Origin of the sequence: Veillonella magna (genome assembly GCF_959600285.1) — a bacterium.
GTDB lineage: Bacteria > Bacillota > Negativicutes > Veillonellales > Veillonellaceae > Veillonella_A > Veillonella_A magna.
In genome coordinates this window covers 21126-34896 of record NZ_CAUGKU010000017.1, presented here as the reverse complement: position 1 = coordinate 34896, position 13771 = coordinate 21126, and the positions used below count along the sequence as shown (strand labels likewise).

The window sequence follows — 13771 nt, the reverse complement described above, 5'->3', positions numbered from 1 at the left end:
AACAGTGGGCGAGGCAGAGGCTACTTACCCACAATCATGCCCGAAGCCTCAAAAAAATTTAAAAATATTTATTGATAATAAGCATCACATGATATAGAAATTTTCGAATATAGCAATGTTGCTAAAATAGAATTATAATGATGCATAAATTGATATTTTGATACAGGTAATTATGCATAATAAAAATCTAAAACGGTAATAATAGGCTGTGTTGATGGATTAGTTGCTTTCAATTGAAAATTTTGTAAGAAGAAATATTTTTGATGCATATGTGTATGTGTATAGGCAGACATATGCTTAATGAAAAAATCTATCAAAATAGGCATCGAACTTGAAAAACAGCGGAGTTTAGGCCTTTGGACAAAGTGCGATTGAGCGTATATAATGAAGTTGAATTATACGATGTATGTTATGTACAAGGTATATGGATTACTTGGGTTTGCCTATAAGATTAGGTAGAAGTGAGGAGGTACATTATGGAACAGTTTGATGTTCTGGTAGTAGGCAGCGGCGGCGCAGGTCAGCGTGCAGCCTTGGAAGTAGCTTCCCGTGAAGGTTTGCGTGTTGCGCTTATTACAAAAATTTTTCCTAGCCGTTCAGCCACGGCCATGGCTCAGGGCGGTATTAACGGCGTGTTGAACAACGTAGCCAAAGAAGATACGATTGAGGACCATATCTTCGATACCGTAAAAGGTAGTGACTATCTGGGTGACCAAGATGCCATCGAATTCTTTGTTAAACGTTGTCCGGAAGGGATTAAAGAATTGGACTACTTTGGTGCTCCGTTCTCCCGTACAAACGAAAACAAGATTGCTCAGCGTAATTTCGGTGGTCAGAGCTATCCGCGTACTTGCTACAGTGCCGATAAAACCGGTCATGTAATTGAACATACGTTATATGAACAGTGCTTGAAACACAATGTACAATTTCTTCAGGAATGGTACTTGCTTGATATCGTAAAAGTAGCCGACGGTAGTGTTGGTGGTGTAGTTGCTTGGAACATGAAGGAAGGCCGCGTAGAAAAAATCGCTGCTACAGCAGTAGTTATTGCTACCGGTGGTGCAGGCCGTATGTTCTGGACTCGTACGTCCAATCCGTACCTTTCCACAGGTGACGGCATGGCTGCTTGCTTCCGTGTAGGTTGTGCTTTGAAAGACCCTGAAATGGTACAGTTCCATCCGACCGGTCTTGGTAAGAGCGGTATCTTGATGTCCGAAGCCGTACGTGGTGAAGGCGGTTACCTCTTGAACAATAAAGGTGAACGTTTCATGGCTAAATACGCACCGAGCAAAATGGAATTGGCTCCGCGTGACGTGGTAGCAAAAGCTATCGAAACAGAAATCGCCGAAGGTCGTGGCTTTGGCGGTACCGGTCTTGATGCATACGTTGTAGCCGACGTTCGTCATTTGCCGAGAGAATTGATTCTTGAAAAATTACATGGTATTCGTGACTTGGCAATTACCTTCGAACATGCGGATCCGTTGGTACAGCCGATTCCGGTTCGTCCGACTTGCCATTACTCCATGGGCGGTATCGATGTAAAAGATTATAAAACTTGTGCTACCGTAGTACCGGGTCTCTTCGCTGCCGGCGAAGCTTCCTGTGTATCTATCCATGGTGCTAACCGCTTGGGTGGTAACTCCTTGGCTGATGCCGTTGTATTCGGTAAAGTAGCCGGTGAAGGTGCTATTGCTTATGTAGAAAACAACAGTGCAAAAGACGCTGCTAAGGAATTAAATGATGCGGCTACTGCTTGGGAAGCCAAGTTCAAAGAAGTTACGGGTCGTACAACCGGTCGTCCGGTATCCGAAATCCGTGATGAAATGGCGTTGGCTATGTGGAATAAGGTAGGTATCTTCCGTGAAGAATCTAAGATGAAGGAAGCTCTCGAAACCTTGAATAAGTTGATTGAAGAATACAAGACCTGCTATGTAGGGGATACAAATCGTACGTTCAATATGGCCTTCGTAAACTATGTGGAAATCGGTAGCCTCTTGACGGTAGCTAAAGCCGTAGTTCTCGGCGCTCTTCGTCGTCAGGAAAGCCGCGGTAGCCATCTGCGCGAAGACTTTACAAAACGTGATGACAAAAACTTCCTGAACCATACGCTTATTACCCTTGGTGAAGACGGCGAATACCAGGTAGGTCAGAGTGATGTAGTAGTTACACGTTTTGAACCAAAAGAAAGGACGTACTAAGATGAGACAGATTACGTATCATATCCACCGTTATAACGAAGGCCGCTCCTATGTACAGACCTATACCTTCGATTATGAAGCGGACCGTACTATCCTTTGGGGCCTTCAGAAAATCAAAGACACCATTGATCCGAGCTTGACGTTCATTGCTGCTTGCCGTAGTGCTGTTTGTGGTGCTTGCTCTGTAAAGATTAATGGCCAAGCAATGCTCGCTTGCGAAAGCAAGATTGATGAATTGGCTGAACGTTTCGGTAGCGATGAATTTGAAATTGCACCAATTGGTAATTTCGATGTTATCCGTGACCTTGCGGTTAACTGGGAAGCTAAGGTTAACCGTCTTAAGACGGTAGCTCCGTGGATTTTCATGAAACCGGAATACACTAAGACGACAGCGACTCGTCAGACTCCGGACGATTTCAAAAAATTCGTACTTAACACTGAATGTATTCTTTGCGGTTGCTGTGCATCCGAATGTAATAAATTGAGTGCCGGTCGCGAAGACTTCCTCGATCCGTATGTATATACCAAAGCTAACCGTTTTGTAAAAGATTCCCGTGATGATGCTCCGATGGCACATGTTAATCCGGCTTTTGAAAACGGTCTCTGGAAATGCGTTCACTGCATGAACTGTATCTCCCGTTGCCCGAAACACTTAAAACCGGCTAAGGATATTTCCGAACTTCGTGCAGTAGCTACACGCGCAGGCCTCAGCAACAAGGGTACGCGCCATGCCGTAGCCTTCAAGCAAGACCTCATGAAGACCGGTCGCTTGAACGAAGTAACGATGAGTCTCAAAACAGATGGTCTTGTAGATTCTGCAAAACAGGGTCTCTATGCTATGCGTCTGTGGGCTCATGGTAAGATTAATCCGCTAGAATTGATTGTGCCTCATAAACCGGTAACCGGTATCCAAGGCGTGCGCACCATTATTAAAGCAGCAGAGGAGGCAGAAAAATAATGAAATACGCATTTTTCCCGGGTTGCGTTCTTGAAGGCGCAGCGAAAGAAGACTACGTTGCTACGAAAGCCGTGGCTAAAAAATTGGGTATTCAGATAGAAGAACTCGATGGCTGGACCTGCTGTGGTGCATCCCATGTACAGGATATCGATCCGTTGGCAGTGTTGGCTACCAATGCGCGCAATATTGCATTGGCTGAAGAACAGGGGCTTGATTTGATGACCGTGTGCAACACATGTACGCTTATGCTTCGCGAAGCTAAAAATGAATTGGATCGCGATGAAGTGCAAAAAGCACGCGTAAATAATATTTTGGCTCAGGCCGGTTTACAGTATAAGGGTACTACGGAAGTTACTCACTTCTTGTGGATTCTTATCCGTGAATATGGTTTGAATAATTTGAAGGCAAAAGTAGTAAAACCGCTTAGCGGTCTTCGCGTAGCCGAATACTATGGTTGCCATCTGCTTCGTCCGCAGGAAGAAACAGGTTTCGAAGACTTCCAGATTCCGACCAGCTTAGCTGACGTAATCAAAGCTATCGGGGCTACTCCGATTGACTTCTCTCGTAAACTTGACTGCTGTGGTTTCCATGCTGTATATCCGGCACATGATTCTGTTATGCGCATGACCGGCTCCATCAATGCTGATGCAGCAAAAGAAGGCGCTGATTGCGTAGTAACGCCGTGCCCGCTGTGCCAGATGCAGCTTGATATGTTCCAGAAGGAAGCAAAACAGTATGTACCGAGCGACAAAGATATGCCGATTATCCACATGAGCCAGCTCATTGGTTTGGCATTGGGCATCAGCCCGGCTGAATTGGGAATGACCAAACGTCATATGACCAGTACTGCCGCTTTAAACCGTTTCATCGGTGTATAGTTATATAATGTAAAACGGTAAAAGCCCGTTAGGAATTTATAGAGAATACGAAGCTTATTTAGCATGAAGTAGTTCTCGTAGCCCTAACGGGCTTTTTGTTGTACTTCGCGATAGAGTTCAAAAGTAAGTTGATAATAATATCCGAATGATTTTTAGTTTTATTAATTTTAATGTTCGGATGTTTATATTGACCCTGTATAAGTCCTATGTTATTATTATAGCGGAATTATAAGTACAGTCTTTCACAGGAGGAGAGAATCGGCATGATCGCAAGATATACGAGAGAAGAAATGGGGCATATCTGGAGTGAACGTAATGAGTTCGATACGATGCTTCAAGTAGAAATTTTGGCTTGTGAAGCACAGGCAGAGTTAGGTGTGATTCCTAAGGAAGCGGCTAAGGTAATTCGCGAGAAAGCCGATTTTGAAGTGGAACGTATTCATGAAATCGAGAAGGAAACAAACCATGATATCATCTCCTTCGTAACAGCAGTAGGTGAACACGTAGGCGAAGAAGCGAAATACATTCATCTTGGATTGACCTCTACAGATGTAAAAGATACAGCATTGGGTTATATGATGAAGCAAGCCTGCGATATTTTGTTAGCAGATTTACATAAGTTCCATGATGTACTTCGTCGCCGTGCCGTGGAATTTAAATATACACCGATGGTAGGTCGTACTCATGGGATTCATGGGGAACCGACAACGTTCGGTCTTAAGATGTGCTTGTGGATGGCAGAAATTGAACGCGATATTGAACGGTTGGAACATGCTAAGAAAAATGTTGCAGTAGGTAAATTATCTGGAGCGGTGGGTACGTATTCAGTAGTCGATCCGTTTGTTGAAAAATATGTATGTGAAAAACTAGGTCTCGAACCGGTAAAAATTGCTACACAGGTAGTGCAGCGTGATCGTCATGCGGAATTGTGCAGCACTATTGCTATCATTGGTAGCACACTGGACAAGATTGCTTTGGAAATTCGTCATTTACAACGTACGGAAGTACGTGAAGCAGAAGAATATTTCAGTCCGAAACAGAAGGGTTCTTCCGCTATGCCACACAAACGTAATCCGATTACATGTGAACGCATTTGCGGTTTGGCTCGTGTGTTGCGCGGTAATGCACAGGCAGCTTTGGAAGATGTAGCGCTTTGGCATGAACGAGATATTTCTCATAGTTCTGTAGAACGTGTAATCTTGCCGGATAGCACGATTACTTTGGATTATATGCTTCATTTGATAACGCGCGTAATCGATAAGTTATTAGTGTATCCGGAAAATATGAAGAAGAATTTGGAATTGACCGGTGGGCTTATTTTTAGTCAGCGCGTGTTGACGGCGCTTGTTGATAAAGGAGCATTCCGCGATAATGCATATCGTTGGGTACAGCGTCATGCTATGGCACGTTGGTTGGAAGGCAAGGACTTCTTAGCCGGTTTGAAGAGTGACGAAGATATTAAGAAGTATTTAACCGATGAAGAAATTGAAGCTTGCTTTGATCCTCACGCTATGTTGAAACATGTGGACACGATTATGGGGCGTTTCGGTTTATAATTATCATTTGATAGTCGTGAGTAAGATAATAAAAAAGGATGACCGTAGGGTCATCCTTTTTTATATTAACATTTTTAGGATAGGGGCATTACATGTCATGGGATAATTGCTTGCAAGGTTAGACATGTAATCAACAGATACGTAACCGATAGATACATATCCAATAGATACGTAATCAATAGATACGCAATCAATAGATATGCAATCAATAAATACAACCAGCAAATATGTAATGATGCGCTTAGATATATTCGCATGCGTTTGTGCTTTGCAAGGATATCTAGAAACATTTATTACGGCAATAGCATCGGTGCTACGACGAATCCTAAGGCTACGGCGATTACGATTGTTACTACACCGGGAAAGAAGAATGGATGATTAAAAATATATTTTCCGATTCGTGTGCTACCGGTATCATCCATCTGTACTGCTCCAAGCAAAGTCGGGTATGTCGGCAGGACAAATAACGCGGATACAGCGGAGAAGGATGCGATGATGATAGTCAGTCCCGAAGTGTCGTTAGCAGTAATGCCCATAGCTAAGATTACTGTTGGAATCAAAGCTTGTGTAGTCGCTGCCTGTGAGTAGAGAAGCATGCTGGCAAAGAAAAGGGCTACCGCCAATAAGAACGGGTAGGCCAATACCAGTTGGGTCGCCAAGGTTTTTATTTCGGGAATATGCCCTTTTACAAAGGTATCACCTAACCAAGCAACACCTAAGACACAGACGCAAGCGGATAAGCCGGATTTAAAGGTGCTCATTTCTACAAGACGAGCCGTGTCAATGTGACAGAATAAGGTAATTGCTGTTGCAATAGCCATCATAAAGCCTACGATAGCATCATTACGACCAAGAATGACCGGATGAATCCAAGCAAGGTTATTGGAAATTGCTGTTGCATATGCGACGATGGCGATGATGCCGATAAGAAAAATCAGCACGGAGCGTTTAGCGGTTGCCGGCAATTCTTGGTAGGCGCTTTTCGATTTCGGTGGCATTACATAGCCGTGGGCCAAGCGTTCTTGGTATACCGGATCATCGGAAAGAGTAGTAGATAGGAAGGTAGACATAATGAATGCCGTAATCATGCAAGCGGCATAGGTGGTAGGAATACAAATCGCAAGAAGCATCGGATAGGATACACCATAGGGTTCCAAGAAACCGCTCATTGCAATAACAGCTGCACTGACCGGACTGGCGGTAATGCCAATTTGGCTAGCAACAACGGCAATAGATAATGGGACGGACGGTTTGATGTTTTCACTTTTAGATACTTCGACAATAACCGGAATCATAGAAAAGGCTGTATGACCGGTTCCCGCCAATAGAGTCAGTACATAAGTAACTGTTGGTGCTAAATAATTAATATGCTTAGGATTGCTGCGCAAAATTCGTTCTGCTACGCCGACGAGATAGCCTAAGCCACCGGCCAGTTGTAATGCACAGATAGCGGCAATGGCCGACATAATGATGAGGATAACATCCCAAGGAATTTGTCCTGGGTTCATGCCCATGCCCAACGTGAGGAAGACAACACCGAGACCGCCGGCATAGCCAATCCCCATGCCGCCAAGGCGGACACCAAGAAAGATAGCGACCAATACAATGATGATTTGAAGGCCTACATACAAGTCCATAGTATACATCTCCTTTTTTATAACAGCTTGTACGCCTCAAGTATACAACTACGTACATCATAGCACTTACTTATAAAAATAGCTATGAAAACAGGAGTATTCAGAAAATATAATAATGATATTTATAGGAGTCCTGAGTAGTTAGAGGCAAATACGTCAGAGTGTTAGAGAGCGCTGGATAATATAACGAAAAAATAGATAGGGTGTTTCGGAAGAGTTAATCAGAAAGTGCGCAGCAATAGACTTAGAAGAATCCGTGATAAGCGATTAATAATCAGATGTCGAGAATGATATAAATGTGTTATAATGAAGTGTAAAAGCACGGCAGTATGGTAAGGACTGCGTGAAATGGAGGGTTAAACGTATGGCAACCAGTATGGTAATCGGCACCCAGTGGGGTGATGAAGGTAAAGGTAAAATCGTTGACTATTTAGCAGAACAGGCAGAGTTTGTTGTTCGCAGTCAAGGTGGTAATAATGCAGGTCACACCGTTGTGGTTGATGATAAAGCATTCGCATTGCGCTTGCTTCCAAGCGGTATTTTATATGATGGTAAAACAAATGTTATTGGTTCCGGTGTTGTGGTAGATCCGAAGGTGTTGTTAGGTGAAATCGCCAATCTGGAAAAGGAAGGAAAAAGTGCTAAGTCTCTTCAGATTTCCGACCGTGCTCATGTAATTTTGCCATATCATAATCGTCTTGATGAAGCAGAAGAATTGTCCAAGGGAGATCTTAAGATCGGTACGACAAAGAACGGGATTGGCCCTTGCTATGCGGATAAAGTAAATCGCGTAGGCATCCGTATTTGTGATTTAATGGATGAAGACGTATTTAAGGAAAAGTTAGCTTATAATGTGAAAGTAAAGAACAAGATGCTAACAGCAGTGTATGGCGTAGATCCTGTTGATTATGACACCATTTTAAAGGACTACTTGGGCTATGCTGAAAAGTTACGTCCGTATGTAACTGATACTAACTTCACTGTAGTGGATGCCGTAAAAAGTGGTAAAAAGGTATTGTTTGAAGGCGCACAGGCTACTATGCTTGATCTTGACCACGGTACCTATCCATTTGTAACCAGTTCACATCCGGTGGCCGGTGGTGCCTCCGTAGGTTCCGGTGTAGGACCTAATTATTTAAATAATATTGTAGGCGTTGTAAAAGCGTATTCTACTCGCGTAGGCGCAGGTCCGTTCCCATCTGAATTATTGGATAAAACCGGTGATTATCTCCGTGAAACTGGTCATGAGTTCGGTACCGTAACGGGACGTCCGCGTCGTACCGGCTGGCTTGATTTGAAGGTAGTAAGCTATGCAGCCGATTTGAATAGTCTTGATTATTTGGCTATCACGCGCCTAGATATCTTAGATCAGTTGCCGGAAGTTAAAATCTGTGTCGGTTATACGAAGAATGGTCAAGAAGTTAAAGGGTTCCCGGCCAGTCTTAAGGAATTGGAAGCTTGTGAACCGGTATATGAAACCTTACCGGGATGGCAGACAGATATCAGCGGAATTCGTACGTATGAAGAATTGCCGGAAGCAGCACGCCGTTATGTAGAACGTATTGCGGAAGTAACCGGTGTTAAACTGGGCATTGTATCTGTAGGTCCTAACCGTAATCAGACCATCGTATTGGAAGAAGTATTTAAATAAAAATTATAGTACCTGTGAAGAATATGCCATGTAAATATATGGTGTAATATGTAATAGAGTACAGTAGAATATATGCGAAAAACTCCCATCAGGAGATTAGGTTCAGCTAATGTCCTGGTGGGAGTTTTTTTATATATCGATAAGAAAAAAGAATAAGTGGTAATAAATTAATAGGGAGCACCTTTGGCTGCAATAAGTTTTTCAATGATGGTTCCAAATCGACGGAGAATTTGCTTTATTTTTTCTACGTGCTCCGCGGTACCGTCGAAGACGATAAAGCTAATGCTTAAGGCAGCCACAATTTTTCCATTCATACGTAATGGTTTGGCAATACATCGAGCATATTTGGTGATTTCTTCTTCTTCGTAGGTGAATTCATCGTTGTTATCTTTATGGATGTTTTTATATAAATCATCTACAGTAGCTAATGTTTTATCGGTAATAGCAGGTAGGAGTGGAGGGAATAATATATGAAGTTCTTTAAGTGTGTGGTCATATAATAAAGATTTACCAAGTGCAGTGGCATAGGCAGGAAGATGTTTACCAACAGCGGAAATTAGACGTAACGGTTTTGAACCAGTAACTTTTTGTAAATATATAATACTATCACCTTCAAGTACACCAAGATGCACATTTTCATTGCAGAGTGAAGCCATTACTTCCATTTGATCACGAATTAAATCCAAAACATCGCCGGTATATTGATATGTATTGCCAATAATATATGCTTGGCGTCCTATAGAGTAACGCAATGTTTCATTATCACAAACAAGATATCTACAGTCTACTAATGTTTTTAGGATAGGGGTCAATGTGCTACGCGGACATTCCATAATTTCAGCGATTTCTGAAAGGGTAGCTCCACGTGAGGTACTGGCAACAGCTTCCAATAATTTTATAACTCGAAGCGTTGGTTTATGCTGTGTTGCTGATAGGGTCATATTCATATGCATCACTCCTTTTATATACTTCTAAAATACACTATGTAAGGGGATAACGTCAAATGTACGAATATACGTAATAATATGCTTTTTGAGAAAATACTATAGAGGAATCAGTGGGTATATGCTTAAAAGATATTACGTATATACATAATTGATTGATTTTTTCGGAATACAACAGTACTATATACCTGTAGATGTTACGAAAATACGAAAAACATATATTTTTACGTAAATTAATTATAGAAGAGTATAGTGAGCATAAATTTATAGTAAGGAGGATTTACTATGAAAGCAGTTCATGTAGGTCACAACGATAATGTGGCCACTGCAGTTGAAAAGCTTATTCCAGGTGAGATAGTGATGGGAATAACGATTGAGGAGGAAATACCTAAAGGACATAAATTTGCAACAGAACCGATTGCTAAAGGAGAACCGATTATAAAATATGACTCTCATATTGGTATTGCTAGTGTAGACATTAAAGCTGGGCAATGGGTGCATGTTCATAATATAGAAGGTGAACGTGGACGCGGTGACGTAGACAATATGGTTCGTCATATCAAGCAAGATGTTCACAGAGATAGAAGTGTAATTGGTGTAGATACGACATATGCACTTACAGGTTATAGACGTGGCGATGGTAGCTTCGGATTTCGGAATCATGTATTGATTTTACCTACAGTACACTGTGCTAATAAAGTAGTAGAACGAATTGCAAATTCTATTGCGTGGACGGACGCACCACATCGGGAAGATACAAAGGCTGTATATGTGACACACCAACATGGATGTAGTGAATTATCGTATGATGCTAGACAAACCATGGATGTATTAGTAGGTACTGCCACTAATCCCAATGTATATGGTGTTATACTTGTTGGTTTGGGCTGTGAAGTTATCCAAGCGAAAGATACTGCAGAAGAGATTAAAATTCGAGCCCCTTATAAGAAGGTAGAATTTTTGACAATTCAAGGTGAAGGCGGTACGGCAGCAGCTGTTGAAAAAGGAGTTAAGCTTGCTAAAGAAATGTTAGAAGAGGCTATGCAAGAAAGCCGAGTTCCGGGGACCTTGGCAGATGTTGTGCTGGGGACAGAATGCGGTGGCAGCGATAGCTTCTCAGGATTGACTGCAAATCCGTCGTTGGGAGTAGCCTCTGATATTGTTGTTACTCAAGGTGGTTCAGTGATTTTGGCTGAAACGACAGAACTCATCGGTGCTGAACATATTTTGGCACAGCGAGGTATTAACGATGATGTAAGTAAAGCAATTGTAGATACAATTACAGGATATGAACAGACTGTTATAGATTCTCATGCGGATATTCGTGGAGCTAATCCTAGTCCCGGTAATATTGAAGGTGGACTGAGTAGTATTGAAGAAAAATCTTTAGGCTGTATTTATAAGGCGGGGAATTCGCCGGTTGTAGCTGTTAAACCGTATGCAGCCCCGATTACGGACAAGGGATTAACTTTTATGAATACTCCAGGAAATGATATTGAGCAGCTAAGCGGCATGGTTGCGGGTGGTTGTAATATTTGTGTATTTACAACTGGTCGAGGTACACCGACGGGAAGTCCTGTGACACCGACGATAAAGCTTTCATCAAATACATTTACATTTGAAAATATGGCAGATTGTATTGATCTTAATGCTGGAGGCATTATTGATGAAGGTAAAACAATTGAAGAAGTTGGCAAAGAAGTTGTAGAAGAAATCATAGCTGTAGCCAATGGAAAACAAACCAAAGCAGAATTAAATGAGCAGAATGATTTTTCCATTTGGCGGCTGGCCACAACAGTGTAATTTTATATTGAAAATATGGTGAATATTGGTCGAGTGATGTGGCTAATGTGTAGATTAGGAGGCGTGTAGTTATGGATTTACAATTAAATGGCAAAGTGGTATTAATTAGCGGTGGTGGTAAAGGTATTGGTAGCGGTATTTCCTTATCGCTGGCTCGGGAGGGAGCAATACCAATTATCCTTTCACGCTCGGCTATTACTGAGGAATTTAAAAAGAATATAGAAGCAATTACTACGAATTATGAATTTATTCAAATTGACCTAAATGAAACAGAAAAAATACAAGGTATTGTAGATGACGTCGCTAAACGCTATGGCGGTATCTATGGTGTAGTTAATAATGCAGGAGCTAATGATAATAAGGCATTAGAAACGACTAGTTGGCAAGAATTTGAAAAAAGTTTGCATGGTAATTTAACGCATTATTACGAGTTAGTTCATGCTGCTGTTAAATATTTGAAAGCATCCAAAGGATCTATATTGAATATTTCCTCTAAGACAGCGCTGACAGGCCAGGGTAAAACTAGTGCGTATGCAGCGGCAAAGGGTGCTATTTTAGGATTGACTAGAGAATGGGCTGCGGCGCTTATTAAAGATGGTGTACGAAGTAATGCTATTGTCGTTAGCGAATGCTGGACTCCGCTTTACGCAAATTGGATTAAGACCTTTGATGATCCAGAGGCAAGAAAAAAGGTAATTACCGATAAGATTCCTTTCGAGCATCGCTTTACTACTGTTGATGAAATCGGTGACGCAGCAGTATTTGTATTGTCCCCGAAGTCTTCACATACAACGGGACAATGGATATTTGTTGATGGTGGTTATGTTCATTTGGATCGTGCGCTAGATTAGGAGGTGGCCGGAATGGCTACAAAAACAGTGGAGGGACATGCTATGCAAACAAAACATACGACTACATCGATAGTGAGCAGTCGCAATATAAAAATTGCGTTTTGGCTAGTGACTTCGTTATTCTTCCTTTGGGGGTTTAGCTATGGTTTGCTAGACGTTATGAATAAAAATTTCCAGAATCACTTGGGAATTACTAAAGCTGTATCAGGTTTATTGCAAGCCGCATATTTCGGTGGATACTTTGTAATTGCTATACCGGCTTCTTTGGTGGCTACACGATTCGGCTATAAGGGCGGTATTATTATGGGTCTGGCACTGTATGCTATAGGTGCGCTCCTTATTGTACCTGCTAGTAATGCACAAAGTTTTAGCTTATTCTTACTTGCTTTTTTCATTATTGCATGTGGATTGGGAAGCTTAGAAACAAATGCGAACCCATATATAACTAAACTTGGCAAAGATGAAGATGCAGCATTTAGAATAAATATGGCACAGAGTTTTAATGGCGTTGGACAATTCTTAGGCCCTATCGTAGGCGGAGCTCTCTTCCTTTCTTTATCCCATGGGGACATTGAACAAAATATGGCTAATGTACAGATGGTTTATGTTGGCATTGCTGTTGTCGTAGCCGCAGTTCTACTTCTTTTTGTGATTAGTCGAATGCCGGAGGGAGCTGCAGTAACTGGTAATGATGCAGAAGAGGACTCTGACTCTGGAAGCTATAGTGCTCTTTTGGGATATCGTCATTTCAAGTTAGGCGTTTTAGCACAATTTTTGTATATTGCAGCGCAAGTTGGTGCCGGTGCTTTCTTTATTAATTATAGTGTTGAACATTGGCAGGGGTTACAGGATAGTCAAGCTGCATATTTCTTTAGTATTGCATTAGTAGCATTTTTATTGGGGCGTGTAGTGACAACACCGGTTATGAAAAAAGTAAAAAGTAATACAATCTTGGCGGTATACTCTATTATTAATGCGGTGTTGATGATTGTATTACAGTTTGTTCATGGTCTACCGGCCGTTATAGTTTTATGGCTTTCCTTCTTCTTTATGTCTATTAGTTTCCCTACAATTTTTGCCTTGTCAGTTGTACGCATTCCGGATGGTTATGTAAAAAAAGCATCTAGTTTGTTAATTATGAGTATTGTTGGCGGAGCATTTATGCCGTTCTTTATGGGGCATGTAGCTGATATGTGGGGAACTGGTGCAGGATACTTGTTATTGCTGCCATGTTTCCTCTATGTTGCATGGTATGGGCTTAATGGTTCAAAACCGATTGAAAAATAAGGAGGCAT

10 protein-coding genes are annotated in these 13771 nt (G+C 41.8%); 8 read left to right on the top strand and 2 right to left on the bottom strand.

Translation table 11 applies throughout. From position 1 onward, the window contains the following. Positions 1–476: 476 nt before the first annotated feature. From Q5873_RS08900 to purB, 4 genes are all read left to right on the top strand, one after another. On the top strand, positions 477–2198 hold the full coding sequence (locus Q5873_RS08900; RefSeq protein WP_205088453.1) for an FAD-binding protein: 1722 nt from the start codon (positions 477–479) through the stop codon (positions 2196–2198). Position 2199: 1 nt separating this feature from the next. After that, positions 2200–3156: a succinate dehydrogenase/fumarate reductase iron-sulfur subunit gene (locus tag Q5873_RS08895; RefSeq protein WP_288302085.1), complete on the top strand. Its 957-nt coding sequence runs from the start codon at positions 2200–2202 to the stop codon at positions 3154–3156. Then, positions 3156–4034 (top strand): CoB--CoM heterodisulfide reductase iron-sulfur subunit B family protein, encoded by an 879-nt coding sequence (locus Q5873_RS08890; protein WP_303060477.1) that lies wholly within the window; start codon positions 3156–3158, stop codon positions 4032–4034. The genes Q5873_RS08895 and Q5873_RS08890 overlap by 1 nt, the downstream gene beginning before the upstream one ends. Before the next feature lie 263 nt (positions 4035–4297). Then, the gene (purB, locus tag Q5873_RS08885; protein ID WP_303060476.1) at positions 4298–5590 is read left to right on the top strand and encodes an adenylosuccinate lyase; all 1293 of its coding nucleotides are present in this window, start codon (positions 4298–4300) and stop codon (positions 5588–5590) included. 293 nt (positions 5591–5883) lie between these two features. Here purB and Q5873_RS08880 read toward each other — a convergent pair whose 3' ends face one another. Next, on the bottom strand, positions 5884–7227 hold the full coding sequence (locus Q5873_RS08880) for an anaerobic C4-dicarboxylate transporter (RefSeq protein WP_303060475.1): 1344 nt from the start codon (positions 7225–7227) through the stop codon (positions 5884–5886). Between the two features lie 364 nt (positions 7228–7591). On the opposite strand from Q5873_RS08880, the gene Q5873_RS08875 reads away from it, so the two are divergent. Further along, positions 7592–8878 (top strand): adenylosuccinate synthase, encoded by a 1287-nt coding sequence (locus Q5873_RS08875; protein WP_288302087.1) that lies wholly within the window; start codon positions 7592–7594, stop codon positions 8876–8878. A gap of 167 nt (positions 8879–9045) precedes the next feature. On the opposite strand, the gene Q5873_RS08870 is transcribed toward Q5873_RS08875, so the two are convergent. Beyond that, positions 9046–9825: an IclR family transcriptional regulator gene (locus tag Q5873_RS08870; protein WP_303060474.1), complete on the bottom strand. Its 780-nt coding sequence runs from the start codon at positions 9823–9825 to the stop codon at positions 9046–9048. A gap of 282 nt (positions 9826–10107) precedes the next feature. Here Q5873_RS08870 and Q5873_RS08865 point away from each other — a divergent pair, with 282 nt between their 5' ends. From Q5873_RS08865 to fucP, 3 genes are all read left to right on the top strand, one after another. Next, a complete protein-coding gene (locus tag Q5873_RS08865; RefSeq protein ID WP_303060473.1) occupies positions 10108–11625 on the top strand; it encodes a UxaA family hydrolase in 1518 nt (505 codons plus the stop codon). A gap of 71 nt (positions 11626–11696) precedes the next feature. After that, on the top strand, positions 11697–12476 hold the full coding sequence (locus tag Q5873_RS08860) for an SDR family oxidoreductase (protein ID WP_303060472.1): 780 nt from the start codon (positions 11697–11699) through the stop codon (positions 12474–12476). Between the two features lie 12 nt (positions 12477–12488). Next, positions 12489–13763, top strand: coding sequence for an L-fucose:H+ symporter permease (gene fucP, locus Q5873_RS08855; RefSeq protein ID WP_288302090.1), 1275 nt, complete (start codon positions 12489–12491; stop codon positions 13761–13763). Positions 13764–13771: the final 8 nt, after the last annotated feature.